This is a genomic window from Pseudomonas sp. TE12508 (genome assembly GCF_056279485.1).
Window position 1 is genome coordinate 127,190 of record NZ_JBWCCN010000001.1, and the last position, 20,287, is coordinate 147,476.

Consider the following 20,287-nt stretch of genomic DNA (forward strand, 5'->3'; position numbering starts at 1 on the left):
TCCCACGCAGAGCATGGGAACGATCAGTGGAGTATAAGGATCGCTCGTGCAGACGTGGAACGCTGTTCTAAGCTCACAGTCGTATCGTCACTTGCACGTTCGTACAACGCAAAGGAGTTTGCATGGCAGGTCCCGGATTGAAATTCATGGTTGGCCTGAGCCTCATCGCCCTGCTGAGCGCCTGTGGCGATAAAAAGCCCGTCGAGAAGGACCGCCCACGCGTCTTCGTGCAAGAGGTCAAACCATCGGATTACGCCGCCGCGGTGACACTCACCGGCGACGTCCAGGCGCGAGTACAAACCGAACTGTCGTTTCGCGTGGGCGGCAAGATCATCCAGCGCATGGTCGATGTCGGTGACCGGGTTTCGGCCAAACAAGTGCTGGCCAAGCTCGATCCCAAGGACCTGCAAACCAGCGTCGACTCGGCCCAGGCCCAGGTCGTTGCCGAACAGGCCCGGGTCAAGCAAACCGCCGCCGCCTTCGTTCGCCAACAAAAACTCCTGCCCAAGGGCTACACCAGCCAGAGCGAATACGATTCCGCCCAAGCCGCCTTGCGCAGCAGTCAGAGCGCGCTGACCGCCGCTCAAGCGCAATTGGCCAACGCCCGTGATCAACTGAGCTACACCGCGTTGATTGCCGAAGCGCCGGGGGTGATTACCGCGCGCCAGGCTGAAGTCGGCCAAGTGGTACAAGCCACAGTGCCGATTTTCAGCCTGGCCCGGGACGGTGAGCGTGACGCGGTGTTCAACGTGTACGAATCACTGCTGACGGAGCCGCCGGCGGACAGATCGATTGTGGTCAGCCTGCTCGACAACCCGAAAATCAAGACCACGGGCACCGTGCGGGAAGTCACGCCGGCAGTCTCGGCGCAGACCGGCACAGTACAAGTCAAAGTCACCCTCGACAGCCTCCCCGAGGGCATGCAGCTGGGGTCGGTGGTGAGCGCCACCGCCAAGCCAGTGGGCAAAACCGCAGTGGAGCTGCCTTGGGCGGCCCTGACCAAAAACCTCAGTGACCCGGCCGTGTGGCTGGTGGATGCCGAGGGCAAGGCGCAATTGCACACCGTCACCGTCGGCCGTTACCTGACCGGCAAAGTCATTGTCAGCGCCGGCCTTAACGGGGGCGAAAAAGTCGTCACCGCAGGCGGCCAGTTACTGCATCCGGGTGTGCGCGTGGAGATTGTCGAAAACACCTACCAGCCCCCAGCGACAGGAGCCCAGCCATGAAGCGCCTGTTGCTGTTGTCCGCCGGTTTGTTGCTGGTCGCCTGTTCCAAGGAGGAAGCGCCGCCAGAACCGGTTCGGCCGGTGTTGTCGGTGGAAGTGAGGGCGCTCAATCAAGAAGACCTCGGCCGGTTTGCCGGCAGCATTCAGGCCCGTTACGAAAGCAACGTCGGTTTCCGGGTGCCGGGGCGTATCGCCAGCCGTAACGTCGATGTCGGCGCTGAAGTGCAGAAGGGCGCGTTGCTCGCGACCCTCGACCCCACCGATCAGCAGAACCAGTTGCGCTCCGCCCAGGGTGATCTGGCGCGGGTTCAGGCGCAGCTCATCAACGCTCAGGCCAACGCCCGGCGTCAGCAGGAACTGTTCAATCGCGGGGTTGGAGCGCAGGCGCAACTGGATATCGCCCAGACCGACCTGAAAACCACCCAGGCGTCCCTCGATCAAGCCAGGGCCGCCGTCGATCAGGCGAAGGACCAACTCAACTACGTTGAGCTACGCACCGACCACAAAGCCATCGTCACCGCGTGGAACGCCGAAGCCGGGCAAGTGGTCACGGCCGGCCAGCAAGTAGTGACCCTGGCGCAGCCGGACATCAAGGAAGCGGTGATCGACCTGCCCGATACCCTTGTTGATCAGTTGCCAGCCGACGTGGTGTTCCAGGTCGCCTCACAACTGGACCCGAGCATCACCAGCACTGCCATCGTGCGCGAGATCGAACCCCAGGCGCAAAGCGCGACCCGCACCCGTCGCGCCCGCCTGAGCCTGGCCGATACGCCACCGGGTTTTCGACTTGGCACGGCGATCAGCGTGACCCTCAGCTCCGCGATCAAGCCGCGCCTCGAACTGCCGGTGAGCGCGCTGCAGGAGGTCGATGGAAAACTGCGGATCTGGGTTGTTGATCCACAGACGCAAACCGTTTCGCCAAGGGAGGTCAGCCTGATCAGTCGGACCGATGCCACGGTGGTCCTGGCCAACGGCGTGAAAACCGGCGAGCGGGTGGTCAGCGCGGGTGTGAACAGCCTCAAACCGGGGCAGAAAGTGAAAATCGACGAGGGCAGCCCGCAATGAAAGGGAGTTTCAACTTATCCGAATGGGCCCTCAAGCATCAGTCGTTTGTCTGGTATTTGATGTTCGTCGCGCTGCTGATGGGCGTGTTCTCGTACCTGAACCTCGGTCGTGAAGAAGACCCCTCGTTCACCATCAAAACCATGGTGATCCAGACTCGCTGGCCCGGCGCGACCCAGGAACAGACCCTCAAGCAGGTCACCGACCGGATCGAGAAAAAACTCGAAGAACTCGACTCGCTCGACTACGTGAAAAGCTACACCCGCCCCGGCGAATCAACGGTGTTCGTTAACCTGCTCGACACCACCAGTGCCAAGGACATCCCGCAAATCTGGTACCAGGTGCGCAAGAAGATCAACGACATTCGCGGTGACTTCCCGAAGGGCCTGCAAGGGCCGGGTTTCAACGACGAGTTCGGCGATGTGTTCGGTTCGGTGTATGCCTTTACCGCCGATGGCCTGTCGATGCGCCAGTTGCGCGATTACGTGGAACAGGTGCGTGCCGAAATCCGTGAAGTCCCGGGGTTGGGCAAGGTCGAGATGGTCGGCGAGCAGGATGAAGTGCTGTACCTGAATTTTTCCACCCGCAAACTCGCCGCCCTCGGCATCGATCAGCGTCAGGTGGTGCAGAGCCTGCAATCACAGAACGCCGTGACCCCGGCCGGGGTGATCGAGGCCGGCCCGGAGCGGATTTCGGTGCGGACCTCGGGCCAGTTTGCCTCTGAAAAAGACCTGGCCAATGTCAACCTGAAGCTCAACGATCGCTTCTATCGACTGGCCGATATCGCCAACATCAGCCGTGGCTACGTCGATCCGTCGACCCCGGAGTTTCGCTTCAACGGCCAGCCGGCCATTGGCCTGGCGATCGCCATGAAGAAGGGCGGCAACATTCAGGACTTCGGCAAGGCGTTGCACCTGCGCATGGATGAACTGACGGCGGACCTGCCGGTGGGCGTCGGCGTGCATAACGTGTCCGACCAGGCCGACGTAGTGGAAGAAGCCGTCGGCGGTTTCACCAGTGCGCTGTTCGAAGCCGTGGTGATCGTGCTGATCGTCAGCTTCGTCAGTCTTGGCGTGCGCGCCGGGCTAGTGGTGGCGTGTTCGATTCCATTGGTGCTGGCGATGGTCTTCCTCTTCATGGAATACAGCGGCATCACCATGCAGCGGATTTCCCTCGGTGCGCTGATCATCGCCCTCGGCCTGCTGGTGGACGATGCGATGATCACCGTGGAGATGATGGTCACACGCCTGGAAATGGGCGAAACCAAGGAGCAGGCGGCGACCTTCGCCTACACCTCGACCGCATTCCCGATGCTCACCGGCACCTTGGTCACTGTCGCCGGTTTTGTGCCGATCGGCTTGAACGCAAGCTCGGCCGGTGAGTACACCTTCACACTGTTTGCTGTGATCGCAGTGGCGATGCTGGTGTCCTGGATCGTCGCCGTGCTGTTCGCCCCGGTGCTTGGTGTGCATATTCTGAGCGCCAAGGTGAAGCCTCATGACGCGGAGCCTGGGCGCATCGGTCGGGCGTTCAATGGCGGCCTGCTCTGGGCCATGCGCAATCGCTGGTGGGCCATCGGCATCACCGTGGCGCTGTTTGTGCTCTCGGTGTTTTCCATGCAGTTCGTGCAGAACCAGTTCTTCCCGTCCTCCGACCGCCCGGAAATTCTCGTCGACCTGAACCTGCCGCAAAACGCTTCGATCGCCGAAACCCGCAAGGTGGTGGACAAGCTTGAAGCGACGTTCAAGGATGACCCGGACATCGTGCGCTGGAGCACTTACATCGGTGAGGGGGCGATCCGTTTCTACCTGCCCCTCGACCAGCAATTGCAGAACCCGTACTACGCGCAACTGGTGATCGTCAGCAAAGGCCTGGAATCGCGCACGGCCCTGACCGAGCGTTTGCAAAAGCGCCTGCGCGAAGAATTCGTCGGTGTCGGCAGTTACGTCCAGGCGCTGGAAATGGGCCCGCCGGTAGGGCGGCCGATTCAGTACCGGGTCAGCGGCAAAGACATCGATCAGGTGCGCAAACATGCGATTGCCCTGGCGACCGAGCTGGATAAGAACTCGCACATCGGCGAAATCATTTACGACTGGAACGAGCCGGGCAAAGTCTTGCGCATCGACATCGCCCAAGACCGGGCACGGCAACTGGGGCTGTCGTCGGAGGATGTGGCGAACCTGATGAACAGCATCGTCGTCGGCTTGCCGGTCACGCAGGTCGATGATGATATCTACCTGATCAACGTGGTGGGCCGTGCCGAGGATGCCGAACGCGGCAGTCCGAAAACCTTGGAGAACTTGCAGATCGTCACCCCGAGCGGCACGTCGATTCCGCTGCTGGCGTTTGCCACGGTGCGTTATGAACTCGAACAGCCGCTGGTCTGGCGTCGTGATCGCAAACCCACTATCACCATCAAGGCCGCGGTGCGTGACGAGATTCAACCGACCGACCTGGTGCAACAACTGCAACCGGATATCGACAAATTCGCCGCCAGTTTGCCGGTGGGCTACAAAGTCGCCACTGGCGGCACGGTAGAAGAAAGCGGCAAGGCCCAGGGGCCGATTGCCAAGGTGGTGCCGTTGATGCTGTTTTTGATGGCGACCTTCCTGATGATCCAGTTGCACAGCGTGCAGAAGCTGTTCCTGGTGGCCAGCGTCGCGCCGCTGGGCCTGATCGGCGTGGTACTGGCGCTGATCCCGACCGGCACGCCAATGGGCTTCGTGGCCATCCTGGGGATTCTGGCGCTGATCGGCATCATCATCCGCAACTCGGTGATTCTGGTGACCCAGATCGACTCTTTCGAGAAGAGCGGCTACACGCCGTGGGACGCGGTGGTGCAAGCCACGGAACACCGGCGTCGGCCGATTTTGTTGACGGCGGCGGCAGCGAGCCTGGGGATGATCCCGATCGCGCGGGAAGTGTTCTGGGGGCCGATGGCCTACGCGATGATTGGCGGGATCATCATCGCGACTTTGCTGACGCTGCTGTTTTTGCCGGCGCTGTACGTGGCCTGGTACAAGGTTCGCGAGCCGAAGAATGAGTCTGCCTAATGATCGTTCCCACGCTCCGCGTGGGAATGCAGCCAGTGACGCTCTGCGTCACAGCCGCAGGGACGCAGAGCGTCCCGAGAGGCGTTCCCACGCAGAGCGTGGGAACGATCAGTTGGCTCGACGCCAGACACTCGCCAACCAAGGCTGCTGCTCCCGCGGCAGCCCCGTTGGCCGGTAGTAATGCTCAAGCTCCACAAACCCCGCTTCAGTCAGCATTTCCTGCCACACCTGAAGATCGTAATAAGCCCCATAACGCGGCCCGTTCCAGCCTTCCTGATTCTCGCCACGAGGATTGGAACTGAACAACACACCGCCCGGTTTCAACGCTCCGCGCAGTTCCTTCAGCACCCGAGGCAACTCCTGACTCGGAATGTGAAACAGCACCGCATTGGCAAAAATCCCGTCGAAGCGTTCGGCCGGCAGATCGAGTTTCAGAAAGTCCTGCTGCCAGACCTCGCAACCACTGTCCTCCCGGGCCATCTGTGCAAGCTTTTCAGAACCGTCGAGCCCGATGGCGCTGTGGCCCAGGCGGGTGAAGGTTTTCAGATCACGGCCAGGGCCACAGCCAAAATCGAGAATGCTGAATGGCGCCTCACCCTGAATATGCCGCAACAGGGCGTCGATGTTCTGGCTGACATCGTGATCGCGAGTGCCCTCACGGAAGTCCTCGGCCACCGCGTTGTAATGGCCCAGGGTGGTGGAGGTGATTTGCTCCAGGTCGTCGGGAGTCTGTTTCATGGTTGGCTGCGCAGGTAATTGGGATTAGCCGAATATACGCCATGACGCCGGGGGCTGCTGCGCAGCCCATCGCGAGCAGGCTCGCTCCCACAATGGATCGTGTCGAACACAGGTTGTGTGTTCGCAGCAGATCAACTGTGGGAGCGAGCCTGCTCGCGATGGCGGTATCACTGACAACCAATGACTTCAGCCAGACTCAACTCTGTTTCATCCCCAGACATTCAATGGACCGATCAACCATCGCCTTGGCAATCTCCAGCAAATGCCAAACGGAGAACACCAACGCCCGATCGGCCCCCTTGAGTTGATCGCCGCACTGATACGCCGTGACCGAGGCGCAGCGCAACAGATCCGCCACATAGAGCTGGGCGTCTTCGAAGCTCACGTCTTTGCTGACGTTGTAGAAGCGTAATTCATCGGGCGCCGTCGGCTGCTTGCCGGTGAGGTGGAAATCGATCGCACGGTAAAGCGCGGAACGGTCCTTGAGCAGGTCGTCGGTGAAGGCTTTGTTGGAGGATGTGTCTGGGGGTGGATCTGGAATGGATCTTTCCATGAATGTTGCTCCTATTGCTGCATGGGAGCCGTCACTTTTCGCCTACTAAACGATGGGTGGCGGCTGTACGCAGGTTAGTAGGCCGGTCAATAGGAAAACCGGTGCACCCGAGGGCGCCCCACGCACAGCCACCATATTCAACATCCGGAAAAAGTGCCGGACATGAGTATGAAACGCTATGCGCCTATTGATCCGGGCTACTAAACCCGATCACTGATGAGCAGTGACGAACCGAGACTAGCCACCAGATTCTGTCGGCGCAAGCGAGCGGAATGATCTAGGAAATGTCCTGCAAATGAAAGGGATCGGGCCTGCTGGCACTCTGATTTTCCTGTGCGAAATGTTCCCTCCGAAGGTCGGTGATTACCTGTGGCAATGGAGCTTTTGTGGCGAGGGGGCTTGCCCCCGTTGGGTTGCGAAGCGGCCCTAAAACCAGTCACCGCGTTTCTTCAGGATTGCTGCGTCAGCCGGTTTACGACTGCTGCGCAGCCGAACGGGGGCAAGCCCCCTCGCCACAAAGGGCTCTCACCACAATGAGTGTTCGCGACATGCTTAGCGCTTGTTGAGTCCACGCGCCAACCGATCCCCACCCAACTGAATCACCGCCACCAACACCACCAGCAACACAATCACCGTCAACATGATCTGGCTATCAAACCGCTGATACCCATACCGATAAGCGATGTCCCCCAACCCACCGGCCCCAATCGCCCCGGCCATGGCCGAGGAGTTGATCATCGTCACCAACGTAATCGTGAAACCCCCGACAATCCCCGGCAGCGCCTCGGGCAGCAGCACATGCCAGACGATATGCCAGCGTCGGCAGCCCATCGCTTGCGCCGCTTCGATCAACCCATGGTCGACCTCGCGCAAACTGACCTCGGCAATGCGCGCAAAGAACGGCGTGGCGGCGATGGTCAGCGGCACCACGGCAGCCCAAACGCCATACGTGGTGCCGACGATCAACCGGGTAAACGGAATCAGCGCCACCATCAAAATCAAAAACGGAATCGAGCGAAACAGATTCACGAACGCGCCCAGTGCGCGGTTCAGCGCCGGTGCTTCGTAGATCCCGCCTTTGGCGCTGGTGACCAGAATCACCGCCAGCGGAATGCCCGCCAACAGTGCAATCAGCGACGACACACCCACCATCAAAAACGTGTCGATAAAACCTTGAAGCAACCGATCAAACCACATAACCCAGCACCTCCACCTGTTGCGCCCAGTTGCCGGCGCGCTGATGCAATTCCTCGGCGCCCAGGGACGAGCCGGTCACCGCCAGCAGCAACTGCCCGAGGGCATGGCCCTGAATCCGTTCCACGCCCCCTTGCAGCAAGCGCACGCGGCCACCGAGGGCGTTGAACAGCGCCGCCAGGTCTGGCTCGTCGCTGGTGCTGCCGGTGAATTGCAAACGCAGCACCACAGCGGCGTCGGAAGACTGCGGCTGCGAGCGCAAACGGCTTTGCAGTTCTTCCGGCAGGCCGTGTTGCAGCGGCGCGAGCAAGGTCTTGCTGACCTCATGTTGCGGGTTGCCAAAGACTTCCCAGACCGGCCCTTGCTCGACGATTCGCCCGTGTTCCAGCACCACGACCCGATCACAGATGTCGCGGATCACCGCCATCTCGTGGGTGATCAGCACGATGGTCAAACCCAGCCGTTGATTGATCTCGCGCAGCAGGCCGAGGATCGATTGCGTGGTCTCCGGATCCAGCGCCGACGTCGCCTCGTCACACAGCAGAATCTCCGGATCATGCACCAGCGCGCGGGCGATGCCGACACGCTGTTTCTGCCCGCCGGAAAGCTGCGCCGGATAAGATTTGTGCTTGCCTTGCAGACCGACCAGTTCCAGCAGCTCGCGAACTTTCTGCTCGCGCGTCTCCTTGGGCACGCCGGCGACTTTCAGCGGCAATTCGACGTTCTGCCAAACCGTCTTGGCCGACATCAGATTGAAGTGCTGGAAGATCATGCCGATCCGCCGCCGCAGCGCCACCAGGCGGTCTTCGTCGAACTCGCCGATGTCCACCTGATCGATCAGCACCCGCCCGCTGCTCGGTTGTTCGAGGCGGTTGATGGTGCGGATCAGCGATGACTTGCCGGCGCCGCTGCGACCGATGATGCCGAACACTTCGCCGCGCTGGATCGCCAGGTCGATGCCGTGCAAGGCCGCCACCGGACCTTGCTGGCCGTTGTAGGTTTTGCCCAGGCCGATGAAGCGCACATGGGCGCGATTGAGCTCTGGGTGCAGTTCGGTTTGTGTGGCGTTATGTGGCTCTGGAAGGTCCAGTCGCCGTTGGATCGCGGCCGTCATGCTCAGCTTTCCCAACCGGCTTGATAGAGCTTGCCGTGGGCTTTATTCAGCGCTGCACGAACGGCTGGCGAATGCTGGTAGATGTCGACGAACTTGATCAGCCGCGGATCGGTTTTGCTTTTCGGCTGGATCACGAACTGGATCACGTATTCCTTGTGATCGAGGCCATCGAACAGCAGGGCGGAACTGGCATCGAAGGTCTTCGACAGGCGAATGTAGGCCGGGTAGCCCTGAACCAGATCGGCGTCGTCGTAGGCGCGCACCAGTTGCACGGCCTCGACTTGAAGGATTTTGATTTTCTTCGGGTTGGCGATGATGTCTTCTTCGGTGGCCTTGTAGCCGACACCCGGTTTGAGCGTGATCAGCCCGGCCTTGGCCAGCAGTTGCAGGCCGCGACCGCTGTTGATCGGGTCGTTGGCGATGGCCACGCTGGCGCCTTCGGGCAACGCGTCGAAGCTTTTGTATTTCTTCGAATAGAGGCCGACGTTGTTGATGATGCCCGGAGCGAACGGCACCAGGTCAAAACCGGCGGCGGCCTTGGCGTTTTCCAGGAACGGGATGTGCTGGAAATAGTTCACGTCGATGTCGCCCGAGGCGAGGCTGACGTTGGGGGCGATCCAGTCGCTGAACTCCACCAGTTCGACTTTCAGGCCTTGTTTGTTGGCTTCTTCTACTGCTGCCTCCAGGGGAATGGCGAAGGCGGCGGTGGTGCCGACTTTCAGCGGTGCGTCGGCGGCGAAGGTGACGGAACTGAAGAGGCCGAGGGCCAGGGCCAGTGCTTTGACTGGGTGGGAGAGGAGTTTCTTGGTCATGATGAGTTTTCCAGTCAAGTTAAGGCGATCGTTCCCACGCTCCGCGTGGGAATGCCTCCCGGGACGCTCCGCGTCCCTGCGGCGGTGACGCAGAGCGTCACTGGCTGCATTCCCACGCAGAGCGTGGGAACGATCAGGGTCGGGGGTTAGTGTCGGTAATGGGAACCTGTGTGTTGTTCAGGCAAATGCGCTTGGCCATGAAACAGCTTTTCCCGCAGGCTGCCGTTGTCGTAAGCGGTCTTGTACGACCCTCGGCGCTGCAACTCCGGAATCACTAGTTCAATGAAGTCCACATAGCTTTCCGGGGTGACGATCCGTGTCAGGTTGAAGCCGTCCAGGCCGGTTTCGGCGATCCACGATTCCAGCTCATCCGCCACCTGCTGCGGCGAGCCGACCACGGTGATGTAGCGGCCACCGAGGGCGTGTTGTTCCAGCAATTTGCGGCGGGTCCAGTCGTTGTTTTGCAGGTTCTTGGTGGCGGACTGGATGGCGTTGCTCTTCACGTACTGGATTGGTTCGTCGAGTTCGTACTCGGAAAAATCGATCCCGGTGGACGCCGAAAAGTGCGCCACACCGGCCTCGGCGCTGGCGTAGCTCAGGTACTCGGCATGCTTGGCCCAGGCCAGCTCTTCTGTCTCACCGACAATCACGTTCAAGCCCATGAACACCTTGATGTCCCAGGGATTGCGCCCGGCCTCGACGGCGCTGGCGCGAACCTTGTCCACCTGAACCCGGGTCGCCGGTTTGTTCTGACCGCTGATGAATACGCACTCGGCATGCCGACCGGCGAACAGCAAACCGCGATCGGAACTGCCGGCCTGGAACAACACCGGTGTGCGTTGCGGCGACGGTTCGCAGAGGTGATAGCCCTCGACCTGATAGAACTCGCCCTTGTGCTCGACCTTGTGCACTTTGTCTGGCTGGGCGTAGATCCGCTGTTCGCGGTCGTTGAGCACCGCGCCGTTTTCCCAGCTGCCTTCCCAGAGTTTGTAGAGCACTTGCAGGTACTCGTCGGCCTGGTCGTAGCGGCGGTCGTGTTCCACCTGTTCGCTCAGGCCCATGGCCTTGGCGGCGCTGTCGAGGTAGCCGGTGACGATGTTCCAGCCGACCCGCCCACGGCTCAAATGATCAAGCGTCGACATGCGCCGGGCGAACAGATACGGCGGTTCGTAGGTCAGGTTGGCGGTCAGGCCGAAGCCGAGGTTTCTGGTGACCGCAGCCATGGCCGAGACCAGCAGCAACGGGTCATTGACCGGCAACTGGATCGACTCTTTGAGCGGCACGTCCACCGAGTTTTGATAGACGTCGTACACGCCGACGATGTCGGCGATGAACAAACCGTCGAACAGTCCTCGTTCCAGCAACTGAGCCAGTTCGGTCCAGTATTCGATGGTTTTGTACTGGGTGGAATTGTCCCGTGGATGCGTCCACAGGCCATGGTTGATGTGCCCGATGCAGTTCATGTTGAAGGCGTTGAGCAGGATTTTCTTTTTGGCATCAGCCATCAAATAGTCCCTCGCAATGGAGGGTTTTCATCGTTGAGGTAGTAATTGCCGATGGCGTGATATTTCCAGCGCACCGGGTCGTGCAGGGTATGCACCCGGGCGTTGCGCCAGTGGCGATCCAGGCCTTGTTCGACCAGCGTCGCCTGGCTGCCGGCCAGTTCGAACAGTGTGCTGCCGGCGGCGAGGGAGATTTCGGTGCTGATGGCCCGGGCTTCGGCAACGGCAATCGACGCGGCGGCGACGGTCTCTGCATTGGTGTCGGCCTGGGCCTGATCGAGGAATTCGCCGGAGCGTTCCAGCAGGGCTTCGGTGGCGTGCAGGCGGATACTCAAGTGGCCGAAGCTCTTGATGGTCAGCGGGTCTTCGGTGGCTTTTTCATGAGTGGCGTCGATCCACGGCCGGGTCTTGGTGCGCACAAAATGCAGTGCATCTTCGTAAGCGGCGCGGGCGATGCCAGTGTCGATGGCGGCATGGAGAATCTGCGCCAACGGGCCGACGGTGGTCGGGCGCTCGAATGCGCTTTGAAACGGGATCACATCCTCGGCGGCGACGTAGACGTCCTCGAACACCACTGAGCCGCTGCCGGTGGTGCGCTGGCCGAAGCCACTCCAGTCGTCGATCACCGTCAGCCCTTTGCTGTTGCGCGGGACGAAGGCCAGTTGCTGCACGCCGTTTTCGTCAACCACCGACGTCGGGATGCGCTGGGCGTAAATGGCGCCGGTGGCGTAGAACTTGCGACCGTTGATGCGGTAGCCGTTGCCATCGCGAGTCAGGCTGGTGACGCGGTCATGGGCGGTTTTGGTGCCCAGTTCCGCGAGTGCATTGCCGAAGCGCTGGCCGGCCAACACTTCTGCGTACAGGCGTTTTTTCTGCTCATCGGTGCCGTTCACGCGCAGCACTTCAAGGGCATAGAAATGGTTCTGCGGGATTTGTCCGAGGGAGCCGTCGGCCTGGGCGATCAACGCGATGACCTTGGCCAGGGTGACGTTGGAAACCCCGGCGCCGCCATATTCCTTTGGCACGCTGATGCCCCAAAGACCCGAACGGGAAAATACTTCCAGCTCCGGGTATGGCAAACGACGCTCGCGGTCGCGCAGGGCGCTGTCGCGTTTGAAATCGTCGGCCAGGTCACTGGCGACAATCAGGGCTTGCTCATCGCTGGTGATGACCGCGACGTGGTGAGAAAGAGTCATGTGTTTCTCCAGATGTCTGGTCGTCAGATCCAGGAATGCCGCGCAGGCAAGGTTCCATTGAGGTGGTAAGCGCCAATCGCGTGATACTTCCAGCGCACCGGGTCGTGCAGCGTGTGCACTCGGGCATTGCGCCAGTGGCGGTCAAGGTTGAATTCGGTGAGGGTGGCGCGGCTGCCGGCCAGTTCGAAGAGCTTTTCGCTGGCCTGCAGCGAGATCTCGGTGGTCAGCACTTTGGCTTCCGCCACGGCAATCGAGGCGCGCGCAGCGGACTCGGCGGTGAGCGGCGCGGCGTTGACCTGATCGAGTACTTGCCCGGCCTTGCGCAACAACGCTTCGGCGGCGTGCAGTTCGATTTTCAGCTTGCCGATGTCGGCGATCACATAGAGGTCGTCGCTGGCCCGGTCGACCTTGGCGTCGATCCAGGGGCGTGCGCGTTTTTGCACGAACTCGATGGCGTCATCGATGGCGCCCCGGGCGATGCCGGCGTCGATGGCTGCTTGAATCAGCTGCGACACGGCGCCTTGAGTATTCGGGCTGTCGTTGATCTTCCAGTTATCCACCACCAGCTCGGCGTCGACCCGTACGTTGTTGAGCAAAATGGTGCCGCTGGCAGTGGTGCGCTGGCCGAACCCCGACCAGTCATCAACGATGCGCAGCCCTGGTGTGCCGCGACGGACGAAGGCCAGCACTTGCTTGCCGTCGTCGTTCAGCGCCTTGACTGCGACCCAGTGGGCGAACAACGCGCCGGTGGAATAGAACTTCTGCCCGTTGATGACGAAGCCATCGCCGTCGGCGCTGATCCGCGCCTTGAGCTCCAGGGTGTTTTTGGTTCCGCGCTCCGGTCCCGCGTTACCGATCCGCCAGCCTTCGAGCACACTTTTGAACAGCTGTTTTTTCTGCGATTCGGTGGCGCTGCCGAGGATCAGGTTGAGAATCCCGAACTGGTTCTGCGGGATTTGCCCCAACGCCGGATCGGCCGCGGAAATGATCGCGAACACCGAGGCCAGGGTGACGAATGAAACCTGCGGGCCACCGTATTCTCGCGGGATGGAAATACTGCCCAGACCGCTGCGGGTGAACTGCTCGATTTCCGACCACGGCAACTTGCGTTGCTGGTCACGTTTGGCTGCTTGCAGGCGGGCGACTTGCGCCAGCTCATGGGCCGCCTTGATGGCTTGTGCGTCGTTGCGCAAGACCTGCGCGGGCAACAACAATGGGGCAATGTCCAGATCACTCTGGACGATTGCGTCTGCCAGACTGGACATCAGTGCCGCTCCTTGGCTGCACGCAATGCCCTGGCGATTTGCACTGGGGTGATTGTGTTCCGGACCATACCTACCTCACATCTCATGAAAGCGCCGCATGGGTTGCGGCGAACGAAAAACAAGAATGTCCGGTGGTCCGGTGCATATACCCTAAACGTGTATAAATAATTAATGAACTAACTTTTAGGAATATGTATAGAAGGGTGACTTCGCCCACGTGGTCGGAGCCCCCGTGGCGAGGGAGCTTGCTCCCGCTCGGCTGCGCAGCAGTCGCAAAAATCGTTAACGGGGTTCAATCTGAAAGAACGCGTTTGTCGGTTTCAGGGGCGCTTCGCACCCCAGCGGGAGCAAGCTCCCTCGCCACAAAAAAACCTCATGACACAACAGGAGTGTTGCTACAGGGTCTTCACTTCTTCCGGGATTCAGCGGCCATGAGCGCTTCTTTCTGCGGCACTTTCAGGTAGGGATTGGCACAGCCGATCTTCAGTGTGCGTGCCGGTGCCCAGCGTGAGTTGTTACCCACGCGGTCGAGGATGCAGTAGGTCACTTCCAATCGAAGGTCTTCGCCGGCTTCGACAATGATCGCTGGGGGCACCCACACCTGAATCGGCTGACCCACATCGCAAGCCTTGAGCTTGGGCAGGTCCATGCGCACGTCGCCCCAGCGCAAGGTGATTTCGTCGTCGGCGGCCATGTTCAGGTACGGTTCGATGGTCAACGGGACACCGCGTTTGACCTGGTTCGGATTGACCCCCTGACGGCGAATGGTCTCGGGGATAAACACCGGCGCCAGGCTCTGGTTTTCCTCGTCGCAAAGGGGCGAGGGCAGGCCGCCCGGGCAATCGAGTTTGATCTGGACGCGCGCCGCCGGTGATACCGCTGGCCCTTGCCCCACCTGCATGACCTTGTAATGGACGCGGGCAGAACCATTGGCAATGAAGCTTTCCGGCACCCGCAGACTCACGGCTGTGCTGCCATGATCGGCACTCAAGACACAGGAGGCCACGTAGCAGTTGTCCCAAAACAGCTCGATCAGATCGCCTTCGTCCATGCCGGGGTAGGGTGGCACGTCGATCATAAGGTGCGCGGCCGAGGTGATGTTGATACCGGCCTTGTGGCTTTGCGCCAGGGTCGGGGCTGCAAGTTCAGGTTTGTTGGAAGTGCTGGTCATGGGTTTCTCTCCTTGAGGCTTTGCCGCGAAGTCCATTTCTGAAAGATCGAAAGGCGTGAATTACCAAGCAACAAAACGATTCGCTATTGGCGCGATTAAATAATAATGAGTGTGTTGACTGTTGCCTGTTGGGAACTAGATAAGAGTGCGTTTGAATAGGTGTCAATAGCGTGGGTTGGTTAAAGGTTAGTTCTTGCGCGATTCAGAAAGCTCCTACGCAGTATGGTTAATAAACCGCATCACTCTGTCGAATAAAGTGTGGTATTTGGTGGGTTTTATGCCTCTGAGGCAGCAACCCTCTGAGCGTGGGTAGCAGGGTATTTTATAAATTTTAGGCGATATGAATCTGTTGCAGGACATATATATGTACCGCATGGGATGCCGGGAAGTTATTTAGGGTGGGGGCGAATTGTGTGAGTCGTTGAAAGATGCTATTGGCTTTTATAAAGCGGAGTTGATGTCACTTCCATCCATGGAAGTTGACAGTTTTTGAGTGGGGCAGCACTAAGCGTTATTAAGAAACTTGCTGAGAAACTGCTTCGTCCGTTCCTCTTTCGGGTTGGCAAACAGTGCCTTGGCTTCGCCTTGTTCGACGATCACACCCTTGTCGAAAAACACCACACGGTTGGCCACGTCCCGGGCAAAGCCCATTTCGTGGGTAACGATCACCATGGTGCGTTTCTCCTCGGCCAGGCCGCGGATGGTCGCCAGCACTTCACCCACCAGTTCCGGGTCCAGCGCCGAGGTCGGTTCATCGAACAGTATCACTTCCGGTTCCATCGCCAACGCCCGGGCAATCGCCACACGCTGTTGCTGACCGCCGGAGAGGCGTCGCGGGTAAGCGTCTTCCTTGCCCGCCAGGCCGACCTTGGCCAACAGCTTTTTACCCAGGGCAACGGCTTCGGTGCGCGGGATCTTTTTCACCACCAACGGGCCTTCGATCACGTTTTCCAGGGCCGTGCGATGGGGGAACAGGTTGAAGTTCTGGAACACAAAGCCCACGTGCTGGCGCAAGCGCCGTACCAGGCTCTGCTGCTGGTTCAGGGGACGGCTGCCATCGATCTCGATGTCGCCGACCTTGATCCGGCCGCTGCTAGGCTCCTCGAGAAAGTTCAGGCAACGCAGGAAGGTGGTCTTGCCCGAGCCGCTGGGGCCGATGATCGCCACCACCTCGCCTTCCTTCACCTGCAGATCGATGCCGTTGAGCACCACCTGACCCTTGAACTGCTTTGTCAGTTTTTCCACGACAATCATTGGGTCAGGACTCCTGGTCGTGCCGATTGACCCGCGCTTCCAACTGGTTCTGCAGGTGCGATAGCACCGTGGCCAGAACCCAGTAGATGAGCGCAGCGGCAAGATACATGGTGAAAATTTCGAAGGTGCGAGCGGTAATCAGCTGTGCCTGACGGAACAGCTCCGGCACCTGAATGGTGGCTGCCAGCGCCGTGTCCTTGACCAGCGAGATAAAGCTGTTGCCCAACGGTGGCAAGGCCGTGCGCGCCGCTTGCGGCAGGATGGCCCGGCGCAGGGTTTGCGCACGGGTCATGCCGATACTGGCGGCGGCTTCCCACTGGCCGCGCTCGATGGAGCTGATGGCAGCACGCAGGATTTCGCAGGCGTAGGCGGCCATGTTCAGCGAGAAGCCGATCAGGGCAGCCGGCAGCGGATCAAGTTCGATACCCAATTGCGGCAAGCCGTAATAGATCACGAACAGTTGCACCAGCAACGGTGTGCCGCGAAAGAACGACACGTAGATGCGGGCGATCCAGCTCACCAGTTTGAAGCGCGACAGCCGCATCAACGCCAGGCCGAAGCCCATCAGCAGGCCGAAGAACATTCCGCCCAGGCTCAGGATGACCGTGTAGTACGCGCCCTTGAGCAGAAAGGGCGCGGAGTCCAGCGCAAGTTGGAAAGCTTCTCCCATTATTGAGTGACGTCAGCGCTGAAGTATTTTTCCGACAGCTTTTTCAGCGTACCGTCGGCACGCAGCTTGTCGATGGCTTTGTTCACCGCAGCCAGCAGCTCAGGTTCGCCTTTGCGCAGGGCAATACCGGCTTCCTGGCGGGAGAACGCTTCGCCGGCGGCGGCAGTGTCCTTGGCCTTCCTGGCATATTCCAGCGCGGCCAGGCGGTCGATCAGAATGGCGTCGATGCGGCCGACGCGCAGATCCTGGAACTTGCTCGGATCATCTTCGTAGGTGCGGACGTCAGCCTTAGGCACATTCTCCTTCACCCACTGCTCGTAGTTGGTGCCCAGGCCTACGCCGACTTTCTTGCCGGCCAGATCGGCGGCGGTCTTGATGGTGTCTTTGTTTTTGGTCAGGGTCAGCGCCTGAATCCCGGAAACGGTGTAAGGCGTGGAGAAGTCGTACTTCTTCTTGCGCTCTTCGGTGATGGTCACCTGGTTGATCACCGCGTCCAGACGCTTGGATTCCAGGGCGGCGAGGATGCCTTCCCATTTGGTCGGCTGCAGTTTGACCTTCACGCCCAGCTCTTTGGCCAAGGCTTCGGAGAACTCGACTTCGAAGCCGCTCAGTTTGCCGGCCTCGTCGACGAAGCTGAACGGTGGATAGGTGCCTTCCAGACCGACGTTGATCACGCCTGCGTCCTTGATTTTTTGCAGTTGCTCACCGGCCACTGCCTGCCCGAGCAGGCCGGCGCTCAGCGCCAGGCCCAGCGAACCCACCAGCAGATTTCGACGTAATGCGGAAAAATTCATGACAAGCCCCTGTGTTTTCTTATGGAAGACGCTTAAGGAAAGTTGGCAAATTCGGGATTTGAACGACTGCGATATCCTGCCCTAAAGCAGCTTATGCGTCTTGCTGCAAATTCGCCTGCGGCGCGACTATATGATGTTGTCTTTAGATAGGAAAATACTAAATATTGAGTTTGTTATTCTTTTTTTTGCTAAGTGATTGTTCCCACGCAGAGCGTGGGAACAATCATTTACAGAAAGTCTTTGTAGGCAAACAGTGCCGGCGCCCCACCGGTGTGCAGGAAGATGATCGGGCCGTCATTGAAGCGCAGGCGCCCAATGCCGTCGAGCAAACCGGCCATGGCCTTGCCTGTGTACACCGGATCCAGTAACAACCCCTCCTGGCTCGCCAGCAGCTTCAGCGCCGACAGTGTCCCGGCATTCGGCTCGCCATAACGCGGGCCGAAATATTCGTCCCACAAATCGATTTTGAAATTCGCCGGCAGGCCCACGCCCAGCAACTCGGCCGTGCGCTCGGCGAGGCCTTGGACTTTCGGTCGTTGATCTTCATCGCTACGGGAAACAGTCACGCCGATCACTGGCAAATCCGGCAGTGCTTCGCTCAAGGCCAGCGCCAGGCCGCTGTGGGTGCCAGCACTGCCGGACGCCAGCACCACCGCGGCGAATTGCAGCCCGGTGTCCTTGATCTGTTCGGCCAGCTCCAGGCCGGCACGGACATAACCCAAAGCGCCCAATGCATTCGAGCCACCAATCGGCACCAGATACGGCTTCTTGCCGTTACTGCGCAGACGCCCGGCCAGCGCTTCCAATTGCTCGTCGGCATTGTCGAGGTTTTCCACCAGCTCGACCTTGGCATCGAACAGGTCCAGCAACAGCCGATTGCCGTTGCCGATATAGTTGCTGTCGTCAGTGCCCAGCGGATTTTCCAGCAGGGCCACGCAGCCCAGGCCAAGCTTGGCTGCAATGGCAGCGGTCTGGCGCACGTGGTTGGACTGGATCGCGCCTGCAGTGATCAATGTATCAGCGCCCTGGGCCAGGGCATCGGCAGCCAGGTATTCGAGTTTGCGTAGCTTGTTGCCACCCAGTGCCAATGGCGTCAGGTCATCGCGTTTGACGTACACATCGCGGCCCAGCCAGGTCGACAGGCGTTCGAGTTTTTCCAGGGGGGTAGGATGACCGAGCAGGTCGAGGCGGTTAAAGCGGGCAAGCTGTTGTTTGATCATGGGTCCGTACTGGCGGAGGAAGATGTCAGGACTATAGGCACGGGTATTTAGTGGGGCAACTGCCAATCGCTTATAGCCAAAAGTATTGAGCACAGCACTATTGGTTCTTAATTCGGCTGCAAGCCGTTGCCGTAAAGTAATCGCGGTTATCGCGGCCAGACAGTCCGGCCGCCCGTGAGGAGTTTTTACCGTGAGCGAGCGTTCCAGCCATTGGCAATTGCAGACCATCGTCAGCCAACTGCGTACGGCGCGCGAGCAGTGGCGCGCACAAAACGGCCGTGCCAGCGGCGAGCAGGGCGGTCGCGAGTTGCCGTCCCGAGCGGCCATGGCGGATATTCTCGAAGCCTTGTGCGGTGCGTTGTTCCCGATGCGTCTGGGCCCGGTGGATTTGCGCGAGGAGAGTGAAGACTTCTACGTCGGTCACACACTCGACGTGGCATTGAACGCGTTGTTGGCTCAGGCGCGGCTCGAACTGCGTTACGCCGCGCGCCACAGTGCCCAGGCAGACACTGAAGTCGAGGCCAAAACCATCCAGATCATTCAGGATTTCGCCCTGGCTTTGCCGGGGCTGCGCACTCTGCTGGACACCGACGTACTGGCGGCCTATCACGGCGACCCGGCGGCTCGCAGTGTCGACGAAGTGTTGCTCTGCTATCCGGGAATTCTGGCGGTGATTCACCATCGTCTGGCCCATCATTTGTATCGCGCCGGCTTGCCGCTACTGGCGCGGATCAGCGCGGAAATCGCCCACTCGGCCACCGGCATCGACATCCATCCGGGTGCGCAGATCGGTCGCAGTTTCTTTATCGATCACGGGACGGGCGTGGTGATCGGCGAGACCGCGATCATTGGCGAGCGCGTGCGGATTTATCAAGCGGTGACCCTGGGCGCCAAGCGCTTCCCGGCGGACGAAGACGGCCAGTTGCAGAAGGGCCACCCGCGGCATCCGATCGTCGAGGACGATGTGGTGATCTATGCCGGCGCGACGATTCTGGGGCGCATCACCATCGGCAAAGGCTCGACCATTGGCGGCAATGTTTGGCTGACCCGCAGTGTGCCGGCGGGGTGCAACCTCAGCCAGGCGAATTTGCAGCATGATGATGGGACGCAGAAGTAGGTCCCTGAGTATCTGGTGACTGATCTGGCCCCATCGCGAGCAGGCTCGCTCCCACACTGTTCCGTGTCGTTCACAGTTCTTGTGTTCACTGGAGATCCACTGTGGGAGCGAGCCTGCTCGCGATTGATTTCATGCCGAACCGAGATAAGGCATTCCAAACCCCAAGTCATATCCTTCCCTGAACTAATGTAGGAAAGCGACCGCCGAGCCCTGCGATTAGTCCTTAGCCCCCTATCCATGTTTAACTTGAACACTCATTCAAGTTAAACCGTCGGTTTGCTGCCCGCTCACAACAGGAGGCTTGCCTTTGCCGAGTCCGTTATTGATTGCCCTGTTTCGCCCTCTCG

General features: G+C 60.0%; 17 protein-coding genes. 4 read left to right on the forward strand and 13 right to left on the reverse strand.

The annotated features are described in order from the left end of the window. The first annotated feature begins 122 nt into the window (after positions 1-122). From ACZ9IM_RS00520 to ACZ9IM_RS00530, 3 genes are read left to right on the forward strand one after another with little or no spacing between them, the layout of a single operon-like run. A complete protein-coding gene (locus tag ACZ9IM_RS00520; RefSeq protein WP_476223175.1) occupies positions 123-1,226 on the forward strand; it encodes an efflux RND transporter periplasmic adaptor subunit in 1,104 nt (367 codons plus the stop codon). Continuing rightward, positions 1,223-2,290, forward strand: a complete 1,068-nt coding sequence (locus tag ACZ9IM_RS00525; protein ID WP_427624207.1) for an efflux RND transporter periplasmic adaptor subunit — start codon at positions 1,223-1,225, stop codon at positions 2,288-2,290. The genes ACZ9IM_RS00520 and ACZ9IM_RS00525 overlap by 4 nt, the downstream gene beginning before the upstream one ends. Continuing rightward, positions 2,287-5,340, forward strand: coding sequence for an efflux RND transporter permease subunit (locus ACZ9IM_RS00530; RefSeq protein WP_476223176.1), 3,054 nt, complete (start codon positions 2,287-2,289; stop codon positions 5,338-5,340). The genes ACZ9IM_RS00525 and ACZ9IM_RS00530 overlap by 4 nt, the downstream gene beginning before the upstream one ends. A 108-nt stretch (positions 5,341-5,448) precedes the next feature. Here the strand turns inward: ACZ9IM_RS00530 and ACZ9IM_RS00535 are convergent, their stop codons facing one another. From ACZ9IM_RS00535 to ACZ9IM_RS00595, 13 genes are all read right to left on the reverse strand, one after another. Beyond that, positions 5,449-6,078: a class I SAM-dependent methyltransferase gene (locus ACZ9IM_RS00535; protein ID WP_476223177.1), complete on the reverse strand. Its 630-nt coding sequence runs from the start codon at positions 6,076-6,078 to the stop codon at positions 5,449-5,451. Between the two features lie 196 nt (positions 6,079-6,274). Then, on the reverse strand, positions 6,275-6,631 hold the full coding sequence (locus ACZ9IM_RS00540) for a DUF6124 family protein (protein WP_007903130.1): 357 nt from the start codon (positions 6,629-6,631) through the stop codon (positions 6,275-6,277). Positions 6,632-7,183: 552 nt separating this feature from the next. After that, positions 7,184-7,828, reverse strand: a complete 645-nt coding sequence (locus ACZ9IM_RS00545) for a methionine ABC transporter permease (RefSeq protein ID WP_008005138.1) — start codon at positions 7,826-7,828, stop codon at positions 7,184-7,186. Further along, a complete protein-coding gene (locus tag ACZ9IM_RS00550) occupies positions 7,818-8,939 on the reverse strand; it encodes a methionine ABC transporter ATP-binding protein (RefSeq protein WP_476223178.1) in 1,122 nt (373 codons plus the stop codon). Before ACZ9IM_RS00550 ends, ACZ9IM_RS00545 begins: the two co-directional genes overlap by 11 nt. Positions 8,940-8,941: 2 nt before the next feature. After that, positions 8,942-9,751 carry a MetQ/NlpA family ABC transporter substrate-binding protein gene (locus ACZ9IM_RS00555; RefSeq protein WP_476223179.1) on the reverse strand — a complete coding sequence of 270 codons (810 nt, stop codon included), beginning with the start codon at positions 9,749-9,751 and terminating at the stop codon, positions 8,942-8,944. Between the two features lie 146 nt (positions 9,752-9,897). Continuing rightward, positions 9,898-11,256 carry an LLM class flavin-dependent oxidoreductase gene (locus ACZ9IM_RS00560; RefSeq protein WP_427624214.1) on the reverse strand — a complete coding sequence of 453 codons (1,359 nt, stop codon included), beginning with the start codon at positions 11,254-11,256 and terminating at the stop codon, positions 9,898-9,900. Continuing rightward, positions 11,256-12,449 carry an SfnB family sulfur acquisition oxidoreductase gene (locus ACZ9IM_RS00565; protein ID WP_476223180.1) on the reverse strand — a complete coding sequence of 398 codons (1,194 nt, stop codon included), beginning with the start codon at positions 12,447-12,449 and terminating at the stop codon, positions 11,256-11,258. Before ACZ9IM_RS00565 ends, ACZ9IM_RS00560 begins: the two co-directional genes overlap by 1 nt. A 23-nt stretch (positions 12,450-12,472) precedes the next feature. Next, complete coding sequence (locus ACZ9IM_RS00570) at positions 12,473-13,714, reverse strand: SfnB family sulfur acquisition oxidoreductase (protein WP_476223181.1); 1,242 nt, start codon at positions 13,712-13,714, stop codon at positions 12,473-12,475. A 406-nt stretch (positions 13,715-14,120) separates the two neighbouring features. Beyond that, the gene (locus ACZ9IM_RS00575; RefSeq protein ID WP_427624216.1) at positions 14,121-14,885 is read right to left on the reverse strand and encodes a hypothetical protein; all 765 of its coding nucleotides are present in this window, start codon (positions 14,883-14,885) and stop codon (positions 14,121-14,123) included. Between the two features lie 504 nt (positions 14,886-15,389). Then, complete coding sequence (gene tcyN / locus ACZ9IM_RS00580) at positions 15,390-16,139, reverse strand: L-cystine ABC transporter ATP-binding protein TcyN (protein ID WP_476223182.1); 750 nt, start codon at positions 16,137-16,139, stop codon at positions 15,390-15,392. A gap of 4 nt (positions 16,140-16,143) precedes the next feature. Continuing rightward, a complete protein-coding gene (tcyL, locus tag ACZ9IM_RS00585) occupies positions 16,144-16,809 on the reverse strand; it encodes a cystine ABC transporter permease (protein ID WP_007903115.1) in 666 nt (221 codons plus the stop codon). Then, positions 16,809-17,603, reverse strand: coding sequence for a cystine ABC transporter substrate-binding protein (gene tcyJ / locus ACZ9IM_RS00590; protein WP_008005157.1), 795 nt, complete (start codon positions 17,601-17,603; stop codon positions 16,809-16,811). The genes tcyL and tcyJ overlap by 1 nt, the downstream gene beginning before the upstream one ends. 227 nt (positions 17,604-17,830) lie before the next feature. Then, positions 17,831-18,823 (reverse strand): D-cysteine desulfhydrase, encoded by a 993-nt coding sequence (locus ACZ9IM_RS00595; RefSeq protein ID WP_476223183.1) that lies wholly within the window; start codon positions 18,821-18,823, stop codon positions 17,831-17,833. 190 nt (positions 18,824-19,013) lie between these two features. Here ACZ9IM_RS00595 and epsC point away from each other — a divergent pair, with 190 nt between their 5' ends. Then, positions 19,014-19,940: a serine O-acetyltransferase EpsC gene (epsC, locus tag ACZ9IM_RS00600; RefSeq protein ID WP_192346547.1), complete on the forward strand. Its 927-nt coding sequence runs from the start codon at positions 19,014-19,016 to the stop codon at positions 19,938-19,940. Positions 19,941-20,287: the final 347 nt, after the last annotated feature.